Genomic DNA, 20,557 nt, shown 5'->3' with positions numbered 1-20,557 from the left:
CGATAGACAGGACTAGAGGGGCGTTCCGAGGTTTCGGGGCGCCTTCTTGTTTGCTTGTACAGAAGGGTGATCATGCGTGGCGTGAAAAAGCTCATGATGGGAAACCTGCCATAACTTCTCCGCAAGACTAGAGGGGGCCAGCTGTCTGTGCAGCCGGCCCCCTCTTGAGGACGATCAAAAGTTATTTACCAGATCTTGATCGTCTCCTGGTTCCACAGATTAGTTGCAAATGGACCTGCTTGGCGCTTATCAGCCTCATTGATATTGCCAAGGACATCTGTGTCAAAGGTTGCCGGCGTGCCATCAGCGTTCTCATAGTGTGCATCGGGGAAGTATGCAGGAGGCAGATCAGCTCCGGTAACTCGATTAACTTCGGGAATGTCCAGCGCGGCTGCTTCCTTGAGGTGAAGAATGGCGCCGCGTTGATCCTCGTCTAGGGCGACTGAGATCTTGGCGCTCTCTCGATCGATTACAGTGGGATCTTCTTCTCGTTTGAAGGGGGTTGGGCCGCCCACATAGGTGTTCGAATGAATGTAAGCGGGAAGACGCCTGCCGAAGTAACGCTCGTGGTCGCCTTCAGAGGATTCGTCGAGCTCTTTGATAAGTTCTCCGATTGAAGTATCGCAACCGTCGTACACGGACGTACCCAGCGTCGTATCAGGTAGAAAATCACCGATACCGTGCGCCGAGTAAGCAGCGTCCCTGTCTCCGCCGACAAACACGTTGTTCATCCAGCGGTCATCTCCACAACAGAAGGTTCCGTATCCAGCAACTTGAGTCGAGTGGGCTACGTGATAGGGAGTCGACCGCGTGAGTTCCTGGCTGACACGAATTGTCCCTCCAATGAGGTTGTGGAGGAAAGCGCCGCCTTGAGAGACGCTTTCGAAAGACACAGGTGAAGCGAGAACGTTATTGTCCACCATGTATGGGCCGTGTGACACTTCAACGAAAAGATCGCGGCAGTTTGAGTGCATGACGTTACGGCTAATGCGAGTGCCCTGAGTTTCCCAATCCAACCAGATACCCAAAGAACAGTCATGGATGTGGTTGTGTCGAATTTTCACATCGATAGCAGCGTGGAGTTTGATACCTGCAATCTCGTGTCCGAAGAACTCGCGGTCGGTAGCGATGTCATGGATGTGGTTGTCTTCGATCGTCGAGAATACGCATCCAAGATGACCGACGATTCCAGTCTGGCCGCATGAATAGATCTCATTACCTCTGACGATATGGGATCCGATGTGTTCCTTGTCCCAGCCAATTTGGCGAGCATGGAATACGGATTCCAGCTGGTATTGGTAGCCTGGCTTGTCCTGACGCTCGGTGGCGTAGTTGTGGCCAGTGCTCTTCTCCTTGCCTAGTGAAACAGCTGAGCATTTGGCATCATGAATGCGGTTGTTTTCGATGATCCAGCCTTTGGCCCAGTTTGGGCCAATGAGGCCGCCTTGACATGCTGTGGGAGGAGCCCATTGGGTCGCTGCCTGTGCGAGTTCGAAGCCGCGTACGGTGATGTAGTCAATGTGGTGTTCAGCCGGCATGAAGACTGAAGGGCGAACGTTGATTTCGATGAGTTCCTCGCGTGGGTCCTGATTGCCGAAATTAGCCCAGATGCACGTGTTTTCAGGCCCGACTTCAGCAAACCAACGCCGTTTCGTCCACTCAGGGTCGGCGATTGTAACTTCCTGACCTGTCCAGTCGTCGATCATAGTTTCTGTCGCAGAAGGGTTTGAAAGATCCTCAAGCGAATCTGCCTCAAGCAGACTCCTTCCGTTGAGGTACACGGCTCCTAAGTGTCGGCGCGGACCCTCAACTCGAGGATTCGGGCGGACAACCCAGTCGCCGGAGAGTTCTTCAGCGAAAGGATTGAAAATTCCGAACACGCAGTTGGGAACAACTGCTTTCCACACGTTGTCAGAAGTTGATTCCCACTCGCTGACTACCTCGGACCCCTTGATGACGACGTGCTCGTCAGGGGCTGCACAATAGGTGATACGACGGTTATCTGAAAGACCACCGAAACGGGGTTGAACCCATTCGCGGTATTCGCCCTCGTGAACAATCACAGTGTCTCCGGGCCGGGCGATGTTCGCGGCCGCATTGATGGTGCGGAGGGGTGCTTTCTGTTCCCCGGTCGCTTCATCGTTTCCAGTGATGGCGACATGAATGGTGCGTGGCACTAGTAATACTCCTTTGTCGTTGCCAGTTGATTTTGTTTTTATTCTAAACAAGTTTTGGCGAAAACGTGAGTCCTGAGTGCTCGAAACTTGGAACTTTACTGATATGTTCTGCCAGAAAGAGCGCTTTGTCACGCACCGAGGGCGTCTGCCAGCGCCTCGAGATAGTCACTGGCAGAACCGTCGATGCGCAGGCGAACAGCGGGGTGATGATCGAGGTCGCACGGCCCACGATTGATGACGATCAGGTCAGCGCCGCTGCTGATCGCCTGATGAGCAATCCACACGGCGGTTGACACTTTCACTGACGTGCCCACAACCAGGAGTACGTCGCACTGCGCAGCAAAGGTCAGTCCCTTGTCCATCTGGTCTGATGGCAGCATCTCGCCAAAAAAGACGACATTCGGTTTGAGGATTCCACCACACTGCGGACAGGGAACCAGTGTGATCGCGGAAGCCGTGGCGCCCTCGGGATCAACCTGAGCCAGAATCGCAACGTGAGTGGGATCAGGGTCGTCGACCAGATTCGGATTGGCGGCGCGCAACTCGCCATCGAGCCATTCTCGAGGATACCGCGCTGCGCACTGCATGCAGTCAACCGTCAAGAACGAGCCGTGAAGCAGAGCGAGCTGGTGGATCCCAGCCTTTTCATCTAGGCCATCGACATTCTGGGTGGCAACGCCGTGAAGGATTCCTGCCCGCTCCATGCGTGCGAGCGCCTCATGTCCACGTGTGGCGGGCAGGTCCTGCAACGCTCGCCATGTCACCTGGTTTCGCTCCCACACCCAGCGTTGCCATTTCGGATCCGACAGGAACAGGTCGATATCCACTGTCGGCGTGCCTGACGATCCGGTTCCGCGATAGTCCGGAAGCCCTGAATCAGTGGACATTCCGGCACCTGTCAGAGCAGCCAGACGCTTACCCGCACACAGTTCGACCAGCTCATCCAGGTGAGGCAGCGAGGATGACGACCGTGGCATTACTGCTGCCTGAACCTTTCAACGAACTTCTTCACGATTTGTCCCGCCTGGTGGGTTCCTTCACCCATGTGGCCGATCTGCACCAGGGTCTCCAGATCGTCAGTGCCTGAGTAGCCGGCATCGGCATAGATCGCCAGGCGCTGATTGATCGCGTCGGAGTCAAGTTCAGGGTTGAACTGCGTAGCCCAAAAAGCCGGCCCAAAACGCATCATCTGCGTGGGACACGTGACTGATTTAGCAAGAACCGTCGTGCCCGGCGGCACTTCTTCTACTGCTTCGTGGTGGCCGACGTAGGTTGTGAATGTGCGCGGAAAGTCCTCAAGCAGCGGGTCATCCTCGGCCTCCTCAGTCAGGGTGATTGTCACCATCGAAGCCGGTTCAGCCCACCGTGTCGTCACCGTGCCGCCCAGAACCGTCGCGGCAACCTCCGTTCCGTAACCCGTGGTCAGACATGGGGTTTTCGCCTCGAGGATCTGATGGAACAAGTGAGCCAGATCTTCCTCAGTTCTGCGCTGGGACGATGACTTCTTCTCAGTGGGAGTAGTGGTGCCGTAAGGCGATCCAGCCACGAAGATGCCGCTGTAGGCATTGACGTCAACTTCGGGCAGCCCCAGCATATCCATGCGAACCTGTTCGAGCGTGGACGGCGTCAAACCGCTGACCAGGAGGTACGAATGGTATTCAGCGTCGATCGCTTCTTCTTCGGGGCGTGTTGATACCAGCAAGAAAGGCTTCATGCTTCAAGTGTAGGCAAAGAAAGAATTTCCGGTACCCTTACGGTCGAAACATGGGATCTACAGACCGGCCGTGAAACCGATGACGAAGATGCCGACAACGAGACAGATCGAGATGATCACGATGCCCGATACAACAAGCCCGGCGACGGCCTCGTGCCTTCCTCGACCACCGCGTGAAAACGAGGTGATGAGTCCGGCAATACTCAAGATCAGGGCGAAGATTGTCAGAGGGAACGCCAGCAGGGAAAGGGCTGCCATCCACAGGCCAATCGTGGCGGCAGTGTTGGAGTTATGGCGAGGGGCGTTGTATCCGGGGGCCGAGAAAACCATGGCTGGGTCAATGTCCTGGGTTCCGGGGAAAACGAACTGGGGCGACGAGGGATCCAGTGCAGGATCAAGGGATGGATCCAAGGGCGGATCCAGCGTCGGACTTTCTGTGGCACTGTGTGAGGAATCAAGAGAAGGATCCAGCACGTGCAACTGCGAACCTGTCGCTGGCTGACTCACCATTTCCCCCCTCACTCCCCGCGGCCCTGTGCTGACCGAGGGCATCTTTGGTATCCCCTTGTGACGATCCTGCTACGTCCCACCCTACGGCATGACGACTGGGTTCATCTATGGTCACAGCTTATCTGCACGCTCAGGCAACTCGCCCATCAGTTCACCCGTGTGAAATCAACCATGATTTGCCGTGGAATTTAGCCTTTTGTCGGCAAGTTCGATACTGTGATGTTCCGACCGGTGAACGGCCTGCACTTTTGCATCCTTATCAACTGATCGGAGACATCCGCATGAGCGGTTCAGCTACCCCTCGCGCCTCGCGCGAGTCTTCCCATTCGTCAAGTCGTCCTCGGGGCGGCTTTTTTTCATGGCGACTGCACGGTGATGGCACGTCAATCGCTCCCGGCGAGGTTGTCGCCCCCGAAGAGCGTCTGTCGTGGCCGCGCACCATCGGAATCGGTGCGCAGCACGTTGTCGCCATGTTCGGTGCGACGTTCCTCGTCCCTCTGATCACAGGCTTCCCACCTTCGACCACGCTGTTCTTCTGCGCAGTCGGCACACTGCTGTTCTTCCTGATCACCGGCGGGCGCATGCCGTCCTACCTCGGATCATCTTTCGCGCTGATCGCGCCGATCACCGCTGTCACGCAGACCCTCGGCCACAACTACGCCCTGGGCGGCGTAATCGCCACCGGTGCAACCCTGACGCTGGTCGGCATCATTGTGCACTTCGCCGGCGCGCACTGGATCGACGTCGTGATGCCCCCAGTCGTCACTGGCGCAATCGTCGCGCTGATCGGCCTGAACCTTGCGCCAGCCGCATGGAACTGGGTCAAGGAAGGCCCACTGACGGCAGTGGTCACCATCGTGTCAATCTGTCTGATCACCGTGCTCTTCAAGGGTATTATCGGACGCCTGTCCATCCTATTCGGCGTGCTGATCGGCTACGTTGCAGCAATCCTCCAGCACGAGGTTGACTTCTCACGCGTTGCTGAAGCCTCCTGGATCGGTCTGCCTGAGTTCTCCACACCTGCTTTTGATCCATCGACGCTGGGCCTGTTTGTCCCGGTTGTCTTCGTCCTTATTGCTGAAAACGTTGGTCACGTGAAGTCGGTGTCAGCGATGACCGGGCGCGATCTTGACGGCATCACCGGGCGCGCACTGATCGCTGACGGCTGCTCCACCATGCTTGCCGGTGCCGGCGGTGGTTCAGGTACCACGACGTATGCGGAAAACATCGGTGTGATGGCAGCGACCCGCGTGTACTCCACGGCCGCGTACCTGGTCGCCTCAGGCATGGCGTTCCTTCTGGCTCTCACGCCCAAGTTCGGCGCCCTCATTTCGACGATTCCGGCTGGCGTTCTGGGCGGTGCGGGAACGGTTCTGTACGGCATGATCGGCATGCTGGGCGTGCGTATCTGGGTGCAGAACCAGGTGGACTTCTCTGACCCGGTTAACCTCAACACCGCTGCGGTTTCCCTGATCGTCGCAATCGCGAACTTCACGTGGGTTGCCGGCGGCATGCAGTTCGAAGGTATTGCACTGGGTTCAGGTGCAGCATTGCTGATCTACCATGTCATGCGCTGGATTTCTAAGCTGCGCGGCACGACGCTTGAGGCTGCTTCACCTGCGTCAGCCCCGTCAGGTACCGAGTTGGAGTCGACGGCCTATTCGACCCGTCATCATTCACGAGGGGAACTGGCGGACGCTGCTGAACTGGCAGATGGCACCGAACAGACTGGCGGCGCTGAACAGGCTCGCTAAGCCAATTCTTCAGGTATGTGACGAGGGCGGCTCACTTGAGTCGCCCTCGTTCCTATTAAAAGCGGACGCAACGTCACTGCTGTGACACCGCGGCGACGCTACTCGGATTGTCCCTCTGACTGACTGCCGTCGCCTGACTGATCATCGTCGCCGGTTTGGGTGGTCGCGGGCGCAAGAAGCTCCGGGTCGACAGGCAGGCACGAGTCGCTGCCTTTCAAGGCGCTTTGAGCCTCTGCGATTTTCTTGATATCTTCCTTAGGCAGCAGTGAATCGAAGAATGTACCGAGGATGACCTGGACAACCTCGTCGGTGCCTTCGCTCAGCACCACGCGCGCATCAGGGAAGAAGCGCGCAACCGTGTAGCCGGCATCAATGTTCTTGGGGGAGACGTCAATTTCGACGGTGCCGGTCAACTCACTTGCCGCGTTGGCAGGATCCTGCATGACAAATCCCTGCTCGGCCAGCATCGTCGTCACCGAGCTGGCCAGGCCCGACTGTGAGGTGGCGTTGAGAACCTGAACATGGATCGTGTCTGCCGGCAGCGGTGTCGTACCTTCCGTCGGGCACACAATGTCGCCCAGACCTGCCGTCTTTTCCGTCTTGGAGAACTCTTCGGAGGGCATCGAAATGATGTTCGTGATCACGAGGAGCGCAGCAATGACCAGTACTGCCATGACGGATGCCACGACGGAAAATGTCAGATTCTGCTTACTCTGTCGGGCATCAAGGAAGCGTTGACGTGCTGTTCGACGCCGAGATTGCTGCGGGTTCACGTCACTAACTTAGCCGAAATACACTGTGAATGTGACCTCGCCATGCACGGGCGGTGAAAGCTCAGCTGCCGCTGTCCAAGTCCTCGAGCATCTTGTCAAGCTCTCGAGCTGCTCATCCAATTCTGCGAACTGGTCGTCAAGGTCACTCGTGAGGTTTTCGACGTCACCCGAGAAAGTGTCTGGATAGCAGAACTGTGCCTGATCCATCGACACGTTGACAATACCCATGTCATCGCCCTGCTCAGCCTTGTCGGCCAGTGAGAGTAGGTTCTTCTTCGTGCGATCGTCGTCTGTGAGCCGCCCGGCGTGAGGCCCGTGGATTGGGGGGGACGGGGCGGGAGCCGGCGCCGGGGTGGGAGTCGGAGTTGGAGTTGGAACGGGCTGCGTGCTTTGCGGTGTGGGTTGGATGCCCTGTGCAGTGGGGTCCTTTTTGACGAGTGGTCCACATGCACTCAGGGTCATGGTGATGGCGACTGTGCTCAGGAGCGCGAGAATTTTGGTCGGTTTTCTCACATTTTGGAGTCTGTCACGACGAAGGCGCCATGAGAACCCTCGTCGATAAGGTTGATATGCAGTTGTCACCATCAACGCCTTATGGTGATAGAGCAGTGTGCGGCTCCCAGCTGTCGCGCACACGAGCGAAAGGACGATGTGTGAGCGCGCACATCAACACAAACAGCGCAAGTCACGATATGGATGAGCAGGCAGAATCCTCACCGGACGGACGGCCCCGTGAAGGGGAGAGCGCCACTCGACCCACACCCCAATCACCACCAGTTAACTACCCGGTATTCATCGGATCAGCTCTGATCGTTGCGGTCATTGCCATCATCGCGATCGCATCACCGCAAAGCGTGGAGGCAGGGTTTACCGTGGCGGTGGATTGGATCAGTCACTGGTTCGGATCTTTCTATATTTTTCTCGCAACCTTCATCCTGGTGTTCGTCGTTGTGCTCGCTTTGAGCAAGTTCGGCAACGTGAGGCTGGGGCCAGATAACGCGACACCTGACTTCTCGACTTTCTCATGGGCAGCCATGCTGTTTGCCGCAGGTATCGGTACCGACATCATGTTCTTCGCTGTCGCAGAGCCGATCGCGCAGTACATGGCGCCTCCCACCGGTGAAGCTCAGACAGTGGAAGCTGCCCGCGCCGGCGTGGTCTACACGCTCTTCCACTACGGCATCACAGGGTGGGGCATGTATGCGCTGGTCGGAATTGCCCTGGGATACTTCGCCTACCGTCACCAGCACCACCTCGCGGTGCGGTCAGCCTTGCGGCCTCTTTTCGGCAAACACGTGGACGGCCCGCTGGGCAACATCATTGACGGCGCAGTCGTTGTGGGCGGTGTTTTCGGTATCGCCGCATCCCTGGGCGTGGGCATCATTCAGCTGAATGTCGGTCTGACGATACTGTTCGGACTGCCGCAGGCAACCTCCACTCAGATCGGATTGATCGCACTGAGTGTCATCATGGCGACAGTTTCCGCTGTTTCCGGCGTCGATCGCGGCGTGCGCGTTCTGTCCAACGTGAACGTACTGTTGGCAATCGGTCTGGCCGTGTGGGTTCTGGTCACCCAAAACACCGCGTACCTGCTGGACTCGCTGGTTCGTTCCGTGGGCGACCTGGTGCGCATGTTCCCCGCCCTCACATTGGAAACCTACGCTGACCTGCGTGTGAACCCGGCAACGGCAGATGTGATCAACACGTGGCTCAATAGCTGGACCTTGTTCTTCTGGGCGTGGTGGATCACCTGGGCCGCATTCGTCGGAATGTTCCTGGCACGTATTTCACGCGGCCGCACCATCCGTGAGTTCGTCATGGGCTCACTGATCCTGCCCCTGAACTACGTCATCATGTGGGTGTCAATTTTCGGTAACGCTGCACTGGAACTCGTGATGAACGGTGACAGGGAATTCGCAGAAATCACTGTGAACGCTCCGGAACAGGGGTTCTACGCCCTGCTGCAACGAGTACCTGGCTCAACAGTGGTTGTCGCCGTCGCACTGTTCGTCGGAATCCTGTTCTATGTCACCAGCGCGGACTCAGGCTCCCTCGTCATGTCAAACCTGTCCAGCCGCATCACGAACGCTCGCCAGGACGCTGTGCCGTGGCTGCGTATCTTCTGGGCGACGCTGACCGGTGTGCTAACCATTGCGATGCTGGTTGCCGGTGGGTTGACGGTTCTGCAGCAGGCCACGATCGTTATGGCGCTGCCATTCTCCTTCGTCCTTGTGCTGGTGATGATCGGCTTGTGGCGCTCGCTGTCGCAAGAGGCGTCGATGGCTCAGCGTCGTCGCCGCATCGTCCAAAACCGCGTGCTCGCATCAGGAGCCGGAACGATGGCTCGCCGCTCCTGGCGTGACCGTCTGAGCAAGACATTCGACGTTGTCACCCCTGTGCGCGCTCAGCGTGTCCTTGACAGGCGAGTGGTTCCCGCATTGCAGGCTGTGGCCGATGAACTCCACAAGGAAGATCTGCCCGCATGGGTGGTTGTTGAGGGTCCCGAAGCACAGGATCCGGATGACGAGCGTAACTTCCTGGGCCGCGTCACGCTGACAGTTGGCGGCGAATCGGAGGCCAGGGCATCGGGCGCGCAGGAGTGGGATTCAGGTGCTCAGACCACTGATACGGGCGAGCAACCGCAGACCGATTCCACCACTGAGCTGCACGAGCAGATCAATGAAATGGTTGATGATGCGAAGCCTCGAACGGCCGGGAGTACTTCTGCTGACGGAGCTGAACCGAGCATCGCGGGCCTGCTGACCGAGCATCCGTTCCGCTACACCGTGCGAGTGGTCGAGTCTCCCGTTCCGTCTGTGGGCACCGCGATGGTTGCTGAGGCGAATGACGTGACGGTGCGCCTGGAAGTGCGTCCCTCGGGCGGTGGTCAGGGGTACGACATTGTGGGGTGGTCCTCTGACCAGATCGCGCACGACGTTCTGGATCATTACGAAGGGTGGCTAGACTACCTGGGCGTGTACGACGAGTAGCACATGGGTCGCCCTCGTTGATTGATTGCATTGACGAGGGCGACCACGCTGCACCTGGCTGGCGCTGCGTGAGCGATTACACCCTGATGTGAACGCTGCGAGGTGGCCGAAAGGGCGGTCAATCAGATATGCTCCTATGTTGTTGCACGTATTGATCAGCTGTGTGGTCGAATCGGTGCAGCGCCTTGGAGGATTCGCCTAGTGGCCTATGGCGCACGCTTGGAAAGCGTGTTGGGTGCAAGCCCTCGGGGGTTCGAATCCCCCATCCTCCGCAAACGCCCCGCTGTTTCGTTGAAATGGCGGGGTTTTTCGTTTTCCCCACGCCAGCGCACCAAGCCAGCAAGGATTGACACCCCCATGCCGTCAACTTACAGTTGACAGTGTGAAAGTTCTTCCCAGCGCCCACAAGCACGGCATCACACATGCTGACATCACACACGCGTGGGAAAACGCCATACGGATAATCGAATACGAATACCACGGACAAGACCGCATACTCCTGATCGGGCCCGCCGCCGACGGCACACTGCTCGAACTCGTCGCAGTCCCAGCCCCAACGCCCGACCGAATCATTCACGCTGACAGACTCAGAGCAAAGTTCTACGACTTTTTGAGGTAAAAACATGACATACGCAACCGACACCGACACCGGGCTTGACGAACTCGACGTCACCACACACCACGCGCGAGACGCACAAAACTTCAGGAAAATAGTCGCAGCCAACAAGCAAGTAGAAGAAGCCGAAAGGCGCCTACGCCAAGCCGTCGACGACGCACGCCAGGCAGGCGACTCGTGGACCATCATCGGAGCCGCGCTCGGCATCACCCGACAAGGCGCACAAAAACGATTCGGATAACCAAACCTGAATGTGTGTGCTGAACCCCAATTCTTGGACAGTGATGTGCGATGGCTTTGAGTGTACCGCCGTTGCCGTCAATTGTGATGACCCGCGGGGCTGGGATGGTGGACAGGAGTTTTCCGTAGGCTGTGCTGTTTTCCGTGTGGCACCATTGCCAGGCCACTACTGGTCCTGTGCTTGCTCAGGCTATGAGGACGCATCAGCCGTAGGCGAGGTAGGTCCCGTCAATGAAGATCTGATCATGGACCTGGCCTGTGCAAGGTGGCGGGGGGATTGGGATATTCCAGCACCATGCGCTGTGGCGGCGTAGGGTGCGTCCTGTTGTGGTGGCGTCACAGTCCCTTTGGGGGCGTTGGTCTTTGACCCGTGTTAGGAAGCGTTGGAATGTTGTCAGCTCGCCGGCGTGTTCGCGGAGCCGTAAAGTGCTGGAGCCGCACTTGACGTTCCGTCATCGGGTTTTGCCGCCCCGAGTCCCGTTACATGTGAGCCCAGGTTCGCCACACGTTGGGTATTTTCTTGTTGATGCAGGTCGTGCCATGCAGGAAGCAGACCAAGAAAGACGTTTAGCATACAAAACCGCGATATGTGGGATTTGCTCAGCTTTACCTCACCATAAGGTTCACAATCATTAGAAACGCGATTTTCGGCAGTATACCAACGAAAAGTCAATAGTTTAGACACCAAAAATGGCCGCTATCTCCCTTATATGAACAGTCAGCGTCGACGAACAAGGATTATTGCTGCTGCTGTTAAGGCCATCGGTGAAAACGGATTTCGTCACCTCTCGATGCGTCAACTTGCCGATGAAATAGGCATCTCGCATACGACGCTCTTGAGGTATTTCGGCTCAAAAGACGATTTGCTTCAAGCTGTGCTGGAGCAGCGAGAAGAAAGTGAGAGAGACTGGCGATCTGAATTGATTGAACAGCGGGGGCTCTTGGCTGCTCTACCTGAAGTCTTGGCACACAATATGACCATGCCGGCCATTATCAGGTTGGACACAACTTTGACGCTGGAGGCGATCGACGCGGAGCATCCCGCCCATGACTTCGTCCGCCAGCGCGAGGAGGACTTTCAAGAATCATTGTGCATCGAACTGCTTCGGGAACAGCGTGTTGGCAGGCTGTCAAACGACGTTGATGTTGAGCAGTTGGCGCATGAAATTAGGGCGTTAGTCGAAGGTTTGCAGCTGCTGTGGCTCAATGACCCCTCTCTGGATATTGCTGAAACGATGCGCGATTTTATCCAGCACGTGATCGCCTCGTGAATACGAGTGAGAATTGGTATGAGGAAACGATTCCTGAATTATCAGCTGGCACCTCATGACCTCATTGGTCGAAGTAATTGACGAGGGTGACGCGGCGCGCTGAGCGGGCTGGAATTGTGTAGACTAGATGGCGGTCCTCCGCGTGACGGTACCGTCCGAACCTCCCCAGGGCTGGAAGGCAGCAAGGATAAGGGCGCTCTGCCGGGTGCGCGGAGGATCTTTTTTATCATCGTCGTTGCTGTTCAGGACGGTTGGTGTCGCCAAATGCCTATGGATACCTTTAAGGTTCGAGTGTGACCACAGCTCTGTACCGCCGCTATCGGCCCGATACGTTTGATGAGATGATCGGCCAGGACCACGTGACGCAGCCGTTACGTGCAGCTCTTCGTGCCGACCGAGTGACACATGCGTACTTGTTCTCAGGTCCACGCGGATGCGGAAAGACCACGTCGGCACGTATCCTGGCACGCTGTCTGAACTGTGCGGAGGGGCCGACGGACACCCCGTGCGGACAGTGTGAATCATGCCGGGAACTGGCAACTGGCGGGCCCGGATCACTGGACGTTGTGGAAATTGACGCAGCCTCACACCGCGGCGTTGACGATGCCAGGGATCTGCGTGAGCGCGCCACCTTTGCGCCCGTGCGCGACCGCTACAAGGTGTTCATTATCGACGAAGCCCACATGGTCACCAAAGAGGGCTCGAACGCGATGCTGAAGCTGGTTGAAGAACCCCCTGAGCATGTGAAGTTTGTGTTCGCCACGACTGAGCCCGAAAAAGTGATCGGGACGATTCGTTCGCGTACCCATCACTACCCGTTCCGACTGGTGCCGCCGGACGTGATGCAACCGTATCTGGAGCATCTGTGTGAAGAAGAAGGGATTCATCTAGACGCGGGCGTGCTCCCCCTCGTGATGCGGTCGGGTGGAGGGTCTGTGCGCGACACGTTGTCGGTCCTCGATCAGCTGATGGCTGGCGCAGTGGAGGGGGCGCTGAGCTATGACCTTGCTGTTGCGTTGCTGGGGTACACCGACACTGCTCTGCTTGATCAGACGGTTGATGCGCTCGCGGGCGGTGATGGTGCTGCCGCTTTCCGAGTTGTGGAGCATATGGTGGAGTCGGGCCATGATCCTCGTCGGTTCGTTGAGGACCTCCTGCAGCGTTTGCGTGACCTCCTGATTATCGCCGTGTCGGGAGATGCGGCAGTCGATGTCCTGGCGGGAACGCCCAGTGACCAGTTTGAACGCATGCAGGTGCAGGCCCGAAATTGGGGGCCGTACCACCTGTCGCGCGCAGCCGATCTGACTGATATGGCCTTGCGTTCGATGGTGGGCGCGACATCTCCGCGCATACAGCTGGAGTTGTTGTTGGGCCGAATCCTGGTGCCGTCACAGACTTCACCTGCATCCCGCACAGAGGTGGCAGCGCCGCAGGGCAAGGAGGGCTTCCCCGGAACAGTGGGAACAGTCGGCGGAGGCGCACCGAATTACCAGTCGCCAGGCGGTGATGCTGGACATGGCAGTGCCGGAAGTGGCAGCGGGTCTGGTCGTGCGAGTGGTGCTGGCGATGGTCAGTATGACCACGAGCGCGGCGGAACTTATGGCGCGGCTCAGGCGAAAGCGGATCTGCGTCGTCGTCGCGAGCAACAATCTCAGCATTCCCAGCAAACCGGGGAGACGCAGGGAGCACCTAGGCCCGAAGCCGGCACGCCGGGCAAGCCGACACACGCAACGCGGGCATCTGACGCCGCACCGGGGGCCGAGCGGGGTCGGCCAGAACACAGCCAAAATGGCCAGCGCCAGGCTGAGCAGCGCCCGACTGAGCAGAGGCGTCCTGAACCTGACCGCCCCGGCCACCACCCTGCGCCTGAACAGCACGCTGCGTCCGAACAACCTCATCGAAGCGGCGCGGTTGCAGATTCGATTCGCATGCGCTGGCAGGAAATTGTCGATCGTATCGCTTCGCTCAGCCGAGCCACATGGTCGCTCGTGGACTCTCACGCCCAGCTGGGAGGCGTGGACGAATCTACCGTGATCCTCAGCTTCACCACTCCAGGATTGGTAAAGGCATTCGACTCGGGTTCCCGAGCCCAGGACGTCGCCCGCGCAGTCCACGACGTGTGCGGTGCAGACGTGCAGGTCAGGGCTCAGATCGCGCAGTCAGTAGGCGGCGCGTCGCTGACTACGCCTGCATCGGTTCCACAGCAATCACAACGCACTGATCATCAGGCACACGGGCCCAGTAACGAGGGCACGCCCCAGCGCACTGCAGGTCACGAGCCGCCCTTGTCCACTCAGCAGCACGGTGCGATGCCCGGCCAACAGTCGACGCGCTCTGAACAGGCAACGCACGACGAACAGGCAGCGCAGGCGCCGTCACGCCCACAAATTGACCAGCCTTCAGCGCCGGCCTCACCCTCGACTCCGACAGTTGACGACGATGACGATGATGACGGCTGGGGGCCGGTAGCCATACCCGGTGGCGGACGTGCCGAGGCATCTGAACCGGCCGCATCGGCGTCTTCCTCCGAGCCCGTCCACTCTGACCCGGTAGCGCGTGATCATCAGTCAGAGCGTGACGCTCATCCGGCAGCACGCCAGCATCGTCCATTTGGGCGCGAGAATGGCACAAAACAGCCACCTCGAGCCGCACATGGCCCGATCTTTGATGACGAGGACGAAAACGACGAGGGCGAGGGAGACGGAGCGACTTCCGGTCGCGCCGAACCCTTGCGCGACCGCGACCATGACGAGCAGAACGCCGAGCACGCCGCACAATTAGTGGAGCAGAAGATCGGCGGTCGCCCTCAAGGAGTGGCACACGCTGTTGAGGATGTGCGAGACAGTGGTGACACAGAACCGACCGCCCCGTCGACAGCTCACTCATCCACACCACCTGAACCGCAGGGTGAGGACACCTTTTCACCAGGCAGCGTGGAGGAGATGCGCGCCGAAGCGATCCGTGAAGTGCAGCAGGAACGAGCTGACGAAGCAGGGGAGCAGGGCACAGGCGATACTCACGCCCACGAGGCAGAGGTGCGCGGTACACGGCGGCATCGCCAGCAGGACCATTTCGCTGCCCCGTACGGCCACGACGCACCTGGTGGTGAACCTGACCCAGTTATCGTGCCGCCCAATGAGGATGACTCGGCCAGCATGGATGACGTGGATCTGGAGATGTCGACCAGCGTCGGGTTGCCGGCCATACTGGAGATACTCGGCGGTACAGTGATCGAAGAAAAAGACCAGAGCGAAGAAAGATGAGTGTGACTCGTGTTTGAAGGCGCCTTACAGACCCTGATCGATGAATTGGGAATGCTGCCCGGTGTCGGACCCAAGTCAGCTCAACGCATGGCCCTGTATCTGCTCGACGCTGAACCCGATGACGTGACGCACCTGGTGGACGCCATCCAGGCCGTGCGCGAAAAAGTACACCACTGCGAAATCTGCGGTGATCTCACCGAAGCCGACCAGTGCACCATCTGCCGTAACCCCGCGCGCGACGGATCAGTGATCTGCGTTGTCGAAGAGCCCAAAGATATTCGTGCCATTGAGAATGCGAGAGTGTTCAAAGGGCGCTATCACGTCCTGGGCGGAGCGATCGACCCGATTCATGGCGTGGGGCCTGATCAACTGCGTGTGCGTCAACTGCTCACTCGCCTTCAGGACGGCACGGTTCAAGAAGTTATCGTGGCCACGAACCCCACCATTGAAGGCGAAGCAACCGCCTCCTACCTCTCGCGCACCCTGTCCACAATCGGCGTGGTGACCTCGCGCCTGGCTATGGGACTGCCAATGGGTGGCGACCTGGAATACGCAGATCCCGTGACGTTGGGGCGCGCGCTCGAAGGCCGCCGTCGCGCCGAATAACTCCACGCGACCGCATAGCGGGCATCTTTCCGTCACGAGTCGCAGACTCATAGGATGAAGGGGAAACCCATCCCAGGTTGATCACAAGGAAACGAGACAAAGTGGCACTGATTGTTCAGAAATACGGTGGCTCATCTGTCGCGGACGTAGACGCGATGAAGAGGGTCGCCCAGCGTGTCGTGGACACTCGAAATGCAGGACACCAGGTCGTCGTGGTGGTCTCAGCGATGGGTGACACAACAGATGATCTGCTGGACACAGCCGCCCAGATCACCAGCGCGCCACCTGACCGCGAACTCGACATCCTGCTCACAGCCGGGGAAAGAATCTCCATGTCACTGCTGGCGATGGCGGTCAATGAATGCGGCGTGCCTGCACAGGCCTACACCGGTGCACAAGCCGGCATCCGTACCGACACTCACTTCGGTAAAGCGCAAATCGTCGGCATGGTGCCCGAACGCGTAGCGCGCTCCATCCGTGACGGTCAGGTCGCCATCGTCGCAGGATTCCAGGGAATATCAGAAGATGACGAAACGACGACGCTGGGTCGCGGCGGCTCCGATACGACAGCGGTCGCCCTGGCTGCCGCTTTGCACGCCGACGTGTGCGAAATCTACACCGACGTTGACGGGCTGTTCACTGCTGACCCGCGCATCGTGCCGACCGCGCGGCGCGTGCGCACCATCAGTCAGGAAGAAACACTCGAACTTGCCGCACATGGAGCAAAGATTCTGCACCTTCGGGCAGTGGAGTTCGCTCGTCGATACCACGTTCCGCTGCATGTGCGCTCATCTTTTTCCGACAAGAATGGGACATGGATTTCCGACAGACCCGCAAACCCTGCACTGGCCGGCCTCGTCCCTCAAGCTGCGTTAGCTGCCAACCAGGAGGACCCAATGGAAGAGCCGATTATCTCCGGCATTGCTCACGACCGGTCACAGGACAAGATCACCGTGGTCGGCATTGCGAATTCACCCGGCATGGCCGCACGCCTGTTTGAACTGGTGGCGCAGCAAGGTGCGAACATTGACATGATCGTGCAGAACATTCCCGTCACCTTGGAAAATCGCGCCAACATCTCCTTCACACTGCCCGCCGAGGACGCCGACCACGTCATGCAGGCGCTGGAAGCTGCGCGCGAAGAACTGGGCTTCAAGGAACTCAAGTACAACCCCGATATCGGCAAACTGTCCCTGGTTGGAGCTGGCATGCGAACCAACCCCGGCGTATCGGCCAAACTGTTCGGCGCACTGTCCCAGGCCGGCATCAACATTGATCTTATTTCCACCTCAGAGATCCGCATCTCTGTGGTGACCAAGCTGGAAGACCTTGACCGCGCCGTGCAGGCAGTGCACACTGCTTTCGGTCTGGATTCCACCGAATCTGAAGCCGTCGTATATGGAGGAACAGGACGATGACCACGCCTGAAACCCGTAGTCACACCCAGCGCGACCTGAGCGTCGCCGTCGTAGGAGCCACCGGCCAGGTGGGCTCTGTCATGCGCACCCTGCTCGATGAGCGCGACTTCCCATTGACCAGCCTGCGTTTTTTTGCCACCGCACGTTCAGCAGGCAAGACACTGACCTGGCGTGACCAGGACATCGTCGTCGAAGACGTGGCGACCGCTGACCTGTCCGGTATCGACATCGCGATCTTCTCCGCCGGAGCTACCGCCTCACGCACCTACGCCCCACGTTTCGTTGAAAAAGGCGCAGTCGTGGTGGACAATTCCTCCGGCTGGCGCAAAGATCCGAACGTGCCGCTGGTCGTGTCCGAAGTTAACGGCGAGGATATCGCGCAGCGTCCCAAAGGCATCATTGCGAACCCGAACTGCACCACGATGGCCGCGATGCCGGTACTGAAAGTCCTGCACGACGAGGGTGTCCTGCGCCGCCTCTTCGTCTCCAGCTATCAGGCTGTCTCCGGATCCGGGCTGAAAGGCGTGCGTGAACTGGAAGAAGGTATTCGTGCCGGCGCGCACCAGGATCTGAGCAAACTGACACTGGACGGCCAGGCCGTCACCTTGCCAGAACCGTCCACATACGTCGCACCGATCGCCTTTGACGTGGTGCCCTTCGCGGGGGCGCTCGTCGATGACGGGTCAGACGAAACCGATGAGGAGCAGAAGCTGCGCAATGAGTCGCGCCGCATCCTGCACGTCCCGGATCTGAAGGTGTCGGGAACGTGTGTGCGCGTGCCCGTGTTCACTGGCCACACTCTGACGATCCACGTCGAGTTCGACCGCGCGATCACTCCTGACCGTGCGCGCGAACTGTTGGCCGAGGCTCCCGGTGTACGCCTGGTGGATGTGCCCACACCGCTTGATTGCGCCGGCATTGATGATGTGCTGGTCGGCAGGATCCGCCAGGATCAGGCCGTTGATGACGGTAAGGGGCTTGTGCTGGTAGTGGCCGGTGACAACCTGCGTAAAGGCGCTGCATTGAACTCGGTGCAACTGGCCGAACTGGTCGCTCAGGAGCTGCTCGCCGGCTAGCTTCCATCCACCTGCGCCCCAGACAAACAGCGTCGCCCTCGTCAATCAATAACTGACGAGGGCGACTGCGTTCACGCGTGAGTGCGAAAAGCCTACTGGTTCTTCTGCTCTGCGATCTTGGCGCGCACATCATCCATGTCGAGGTTCTGAATCTGAGTGATCAGATCCTCCAGCGCGACTGCCGGCAGAGCGCCGGACTGGCGGAAAACGGCAATACCATCGCGGAAACCCATCACCGTGGGGATTGAGCTGATCTGCATGGCGGTGGCCAGCTCCTGCTGCTGATCGGTGTCGATCTTGCCGAAGACGATGTCCTCGTGCTTGTTCGACGCTTCTTCGAAAACAGGGCCGAACTGCTGGCACGGTCCGCACCACGTTGCCCAGAAGTCGACCAGGACAATGTCATTGTCCTTGATAGTCTGCTCGAATGTCTCTTTGGTCAGTTCAACAGTGCTCATAGGGCCTCCCATCATGAGTGGTCTACGGTCGGTCCGCAGCCTTTCACCTATCTCAACTGTGCTGTATGCACGATTATTCCATGACTGGAGCAATCAGGCTGTGAAGATCCTCGCCTCACTGTGAGTCAGGAAACTCGTGCTGAGTGGCCGTATTGTGAGTATCAGCCGTGCGCAACAGGGCAGCGCAGTATCGCGAGAGAATCGGTGCTGCCGGAGGTTTGCGAGTGTGCTCGTTCAAGCTGCTCAGCTGGAGGCAGGGAAACTTCATCGGCCGCCACACCGATCGCTCTGAGAATAAACGCCACGACGGTGCCGATTGTGGCTTCTCGGGCATCGGTGCGGCTCGCGGCATCCTCGTCGCTTCCTGCGCGCGCGTTGTCAGGCGCATCTGCCGGTGAGTCTGCAGGCGAATGTGTCGGTACTCGCACGCCGGCCAGACATGAGTGAATCAGCGCAACCAGCGTCAACAAGTTCTGCTGTGGAATGCGCCCCTGTGCCATTGCTGCTTCCAGGATGTGGAGCAGGATATGCTCAACGATTCCGGCGTGGTCATGGAGGCGGGCAGTGTGCTGTGACGATACCTGCTTGCTCAGCGTGATGCTCGATGCGAGATGAAACTGATCTTTGAGATCGAGATAGGAGCGCAGATATACGGTGAGTTGCTCGATCGGATCGTCAATTCCGGCCAGCTTGTCCCTGAGGAAGTTAGCGAACTTGGCGGTGGCATCCTCCATGAATGCCAGCAGCAGAGCTTCCTTGTCGCTGAAGTGGTTATACACGGCAGTTCGACCCACTTCGGCACGTTCGGCAATCTGTGCCATGGTGATGGCATCGAACGGTTCTTCGGACAGCAGTTCTGACAGGGCAGTAAAAAGTCGGCTGCGAGTCAGCTCGCGATGAGCCGCAAGAGTCGATCCAATAATCTTCGGCATAATTGTATTCTGACAGAAGCGTACTGTGTGTCGTCAAATTATGTTGAAATCTGCTGAGTGCGCGAATAGCGCGGTGCCAGCGGAGAATGAGAGCGGGGATTCACCCGTGTCGGTTCATGCGCACTGGTCAATGATCGCCTGCACGATTGGAAAATCAGGATCCAGCCAGTTCAACCTCAGCGCTTCCTCGAGCGGAACCCATTGAATACGCTGATGGGAGGATCCAGCTCGCGGCGCCTTGGAACCCGGCGAGACCTGCGCCAGCCACACGGCCATTGTGCGTGTCCCAAGGATCGGCCACCACCCGTCGAGCGGTCCTGCGACCTGGGCGCCCAGTTCAATAGTCGTCCCTAGTTCTTCACGCACCTCACGGACGAGGGCGTCCATCGCGTTCTCACCTGGCTCCACTTTTCCGCCGGGAAGTTCGAACCGGCCGGCCAACTCGGGTGGATAGGAGCGTGCCGCTGCCAAGAGCTGGTGGGGCCGGTCAAGACTGTCGACGATTGCTGCGCCCACGACGGGGCGTACCGGTTGATGCTGCGTGATGGTCACGGCCTCTATGGTAGGCGTAATGCGTGTGGCGCGATTTGCGTGGGTGTCCACTTTGTGTTCTGAATTGGTGTTAGCGCTCGGAAACAGTTATCATCGTGAAGCGTCTTTGAGAAGAAAGTGACGCCATTGCGGGCGTAGTTCATCGGTAGAACGACAGCTTCCCAAGCTGTAAAGGCGGGTTCGATTCCCGTCGCCCGCTCCACACTT

18 protein-coding genes, 2 tRNA genes and 1 other RNA gene are annotated in these 20,557 nt (G+C 58.6%); 12 read left to right on the top strand and 9 right to left on the bottom strand.

Annotation, left to right across the window (positions count from 1 at the left end; translation table 11 throughout):
• Nucleotides 1-185: 185 nt before the first annotated feature.
• From HMPREF2975_RS01135 to HMPREF2975_RS01120, 4 genes are all read right to left on the bottom strand, one after another.
• The gene (locus HMPREF2975_RS01135; RefSeq protein ID WP_070725245.1) at nt 186-2,177 is read right to left on the bottom strand and encodes a right-handed parallel beta-helix repeat-containing protein; all 1,992 of its coding nucleotides are present in this window, start codon (nt 2,175-2,177) and stop codon (nt 186-188) included.
• A 128-nt stretch (nt 2,178-2,305) separates the two neighbouring features.
• On the bottom strand, nt 2,306-3,154 hold the full coding sequence (locus tag HMPREF2975_RS01130) for an SIR2 family NAD-dependent protein deacylase (protein ID WP_070725244.1): 849 nt from the start codon (nt 3,152-3,154) through the stop codon (nt 2,306-2,308).
• On the bottom strand, nt 3,154-3,891 hold the full coding sequence (locus HMPREF2975_RS01125; protein ID WP_070725242.1) for a glutamine amidotransferase-related protein: 738 nt from the start codon (nt 3,889-3,891) through the stop codon (nt 3,154-3,156). Before HMPREF2975_RS01125 ends, HMPREF2975_RS01130 begins: the two co-directional genes overlap by 1 nt.
• 57 nt (nt 3,892-3,948) lie before the next feature.
• Nucleotides 3,949-4,401 (bottom strand): hypothetical protein, encoded by a 453-nt coding sequence (locus HMPREF2975_RS01120; protein ID WP_070725241.1) that lies wholly within the window; start codon nt 4,399-4,401, stop codon nt 3,949-3,951.
• A gap of 281 nt (nt 4,402-4,682) precedes the next feature.
• Between HMPREF2975_RS01120 and HMPREF2975_RS01115 the strand changes: the two genes are divergently transcribed.
• Nucleotides 4,683-6,155, top strand: a complete 1,473-nt coding sequence (locus tag HMPREF2975_RS01115; RefSeq protein ID WP_082628607.1) for a uracil-xanthine permease family protein — start codon at nt 4,683-4,685, stop codon at nt 6,153-6,155.
• 98 nt (nt 6,156-6,253) lie between these two features.
• Here the strand turns inward: HMPREF2975_RS01115 and HMPREF2975_RS01110 are convergent, their stop codons facing one another.
• Both HMPREF2975_RS01110 and HMPREF2975_RS01105 read right to left on the bottom strand, forming a co-directional pair.
• Nucleotides 6,254-6,928 (bottom strand): LytR C-terminal domain-containing protein, encoded by a 675-nt coding sequence (locus tag HMPREF2975_RS01110; RefSeq protein WP_070725239.1) that lies wholly within the window; start codon nt 6,926-6,928, stop codon nt 6,254-6,256.
• A 9-nt stretch (nt 6,929-6,937) separates the two neighbouring features.
• Entirely contained in the window at nt 6,938-7,390 is a 453-nt protein-coding gene (locus HMPREF2975_RS01105) for a hypothetical protein (RefSeq protein WP_141757236.1), read from the bottom strand.
• A 230-nt stretch (nt 7,391-7,620) separates the two neighbouring features.
• Here HMPREF2975_RS01105 and betT point away from each other — a divergent pair, with 230 nt between their 5' ends.
• The 10 genes from betT to HMPREF2975_RS01055 all read left to right on the top strand — a co-directional run bounded on the left by betT (nt 7,621) and on the right by HMPREF2975_RS01055 (nt 18,408).
• The gene (gene betT, locus HMPREF2975_RS01100) at nt 7,621-9,918 is read left to right on the top strand and encodes a choline BCCT transporter BetT (RefSeq protein WP_070725236.1); all 2,298 of its coding nucleotides are present in this window, start codon (nt 7,621-7,623) and stop codon (nt 9,916-9,918) included.
• A gap of 187 nt (nt 9,919-10,105) precedes the next feature.
• Nucleotides 10,106-10,190: transfer RNA gene (locus HMPREF2975_RS01095), tRNA-Ser, on the top strand.
• A gap of 110 nt (nt 10,191-10,300) precedes the next feature.
• On the top strand, nt 10,301-10,537 hold the full coding sequence (locus tag HMPREF2975_RS01090; RefSeq protein ID WP_070725233.1) for a hypothetical protein: 237 nt from the start codon (nt 10,301-10,303) through the stop codon (nt 10,535-10,537).
• A 4-nt stretch (nt 10,538-10,541) separates the two neighbouring features.
• On the top strand, nt 10,542-10,775 hold the full coding sequence (locus HMPREF2975_RS01085) for a hypothetical protein (RefSeq protein WP_070725231.1): 234 nt from the start codon (nt 10,542-10,544) through the stop codon (nt 10,773-10,775).
• Nucleotides 10,776-11,484: 709 nt separating this feature from the next.
• A complete protein-coding gene (locus HMPREF2975_RS01080) occupies nt 11,485-12,045 on the top strand; it encodes a TetR/AcrR family transcriptional regulator (protein ID WP_070725229.1) in 561 nt (186 codons plus the stop codon).
• Between the two features lie 129 nt (nt 12,046-12,174).
• Nucleotides 12,175-12,270, top strand: an RNA gene (gene ffs / locus HMPREF2975_RS01075) — signal recognition particle sRNA small type.
• 68 nt (nt 12,271-12,338) lie between these two features.
• A complete protein-coding gene (locus tag HMPREF2975_RS01070) occupies nt 12,339-15,308 on the top strand; it encodes a DNA polymerase III subunit gamma and tau (RefSeq protein ID WP_070725227.1) in 2,970 nt (989 codons plus the stop codon).
• A 9-nt stretch (nt 15,309-15,317) separates the two neighbouring features.
• A complete protein-coding gene (recR, locus tag HMPREF2975_RS01065; protein ID WP_058237421.1) occupies nt 15,318-15,914 on the top strand; it encodes a recombination mediator RecR in 597 nt (198 codons plus the stop codon).
• A 101-nt stretch (nt 15,915-16,015) separates the two neighbouring features.
• Nucleotides 16,016-17,332, top strand: a complete 1,317-nt coding sequence (locus HMPREF2975_RS01060) for an aspartate kinase (RefSeq protein WP_058237420.1) — start codon at nt 16,016-16,018, stop codon at nt 17,330-17,332.
• Nucleotides 17,329-18,408: an aspartate-semialdehyde dehydrogenase gene (locus HMPREF2975_RS01055; protein WP_070725225.1), complete on the top strand. Its 1,080-nt coding sequence runs from the start codon at nt 17,329-17,331 to the stop codon at nt 18,406-18,408. The genes HMPREF2975_RS01060 and HMPREF2975_RS01055 overlap by 4 nt, the downstream gene beginning before the upstream one ends.
• Before the next feature lie 92 nt (nt 18,409-18,500).
• On the opposite strand, the gene trxA is transcribed toward HMPREF2975_RS01055, so the two are convergent.
• From trxA to HMPREF2975_RS01040, 3 genes are all read right to left on the bottom strand, one after another.
• Complete coding sequence (trxA, locus tag HMPREF2975_RS01050; protein ID WP_058237418.1) at nt 18,501-18,866, bottom strand: thioredoxin; 366 nt, start codon at nt 18,864-18,866, stop codon at nt 18,501-18,503.
• Between the two features lie 161 nt (nt 18,867-19,027).
• Nucleotides 19,028-19,798, bottom strand: coding sequence for a TetR/AcrR family transcriptional regulator (locus HMPREF2975_RS01045; protein ID WP_058237417.1), 771 nt, complete (start codon nt 19,796-19,798; stop codon nt 19,028-19,030).
• A gap of 114 nt (nt 19,799-19,912) precedes the next feature.
• A complete protein-coding gene (locus HMPREF2975_RS01040; RefSeq protein ID WP_307781422.1) occupies nt 19,913-20,401 on the bottom strand; it encodes a (deoxy)nucleoside triphosphate pyrophosphohydrolase in 489 nt (162 codons plus the stop codon).
• A 77-nt stretch (nt 20,402-20,478) separates the two neighbouring features.
• Here HMPREF2975_RS01040 and HMPREF2975_RS01035 point away from each other — a divergent pair.
• Nucleotides 20,479-20,552, top strand: a tRNA-Gly gene (locus HMPREF2975_RS01035).
• Nucleotides 20,553-20,557 lie beyond the last annotated feature (5 nt).

Source organism: Actinomyces sp. HMSC065F12, from assembly GCF_001814535.1.
Classification (GTDB): Bacteria; Actinomycetota; Actinomycetes; order Actinomycetales; family Actinomycetaceae; genus Pauljensenia; species Pauljensenia radingae_A.
Note: the sequence above shows the minus strand (reverse complement) of the source record. Positions and strands in the feature narration are given on the sequence as shown.

Bases quoted from the DNA above. Each gene is read 5' to 3' on its own strand.
- HMPREF2975_RS01115 (WP_082628607.1), top strand. From the start codon at position 4,683: ATGAGCGGTTCAGCTACCCCTCGCGCCTCGCGCGAGTCTTCCCATTCG.
- betT (WP_070725236.1), top strand. From the start codon at position 7,621: ATGGATGAGCAGGCAGAATCCTCACCGGACGGACGGCCCCGTGAAGGG.
- HMPREF2975_RS01105 (WP_141757236.1), bottom strand. From the start codon at position 7,390: ATGACCCTGAGTGCATGTGGACCACTCGTCAAAAAGGACCCCACTGCA.
- HMPREF2975_RS01085 (WP_070725231.1), top strand. From the start codon at position 10,542: ATGACATACGCAACCGACACCGACACCGGGCTTGACGAACTCGACGTC.
- HMPREF2975_RS01120 (WP_070725241.1), bottom strand. From the start codon at position 4,401: ATGGTGAGTCAGCCAGCGACAGGTTCGCAGTTGCACGTGCTGGATCCT.
- HMPREF2975_RS01125 (WP_070725242.1), bottom strand. From the start codon at position 3,891: ATGAAGCCTTTCTTGCTGGTATCAACACGCCCCGAAGAAGAAGCGATC.
- HMPREF2975_RS01130 (WP_070725244.1), bottom strand. From the start codon at position 3,154: ATGCCACGGTCGTCATCCTCGCTGCCTCACCTGGATGAGCTGGTCGAA.
- HMPREF2975_RS01080 (WP_070725229.1), top strand. From the start codon at position 11,485: ATGAACAGTCAGCGTCGACGAACAAGGATTATTGCTGCTGCTGTTAAG.
- HMPREF2975_RS01055 (WP_070725225.1), top strand. From the start codon at position 17,329: ATGACCACGCCTGAAACCCGTAGTCACACCCAGCGCGACCTGAGCGTC.
- HMPREF2975_RS01045 (WP_058237417.1), bottom strand. From the start codon at position 19,798: ATGCCGAAGATTATTGGATCGACTCTTGCGGCTCATCGCGAGCTGACT.
- trxA (WP_058237418.1), bottom strand. From the start codon at position 18,866: ATGAGCACTGTTGAACTGACCAAAGAGACATTCGAGCAGACTATCAAG.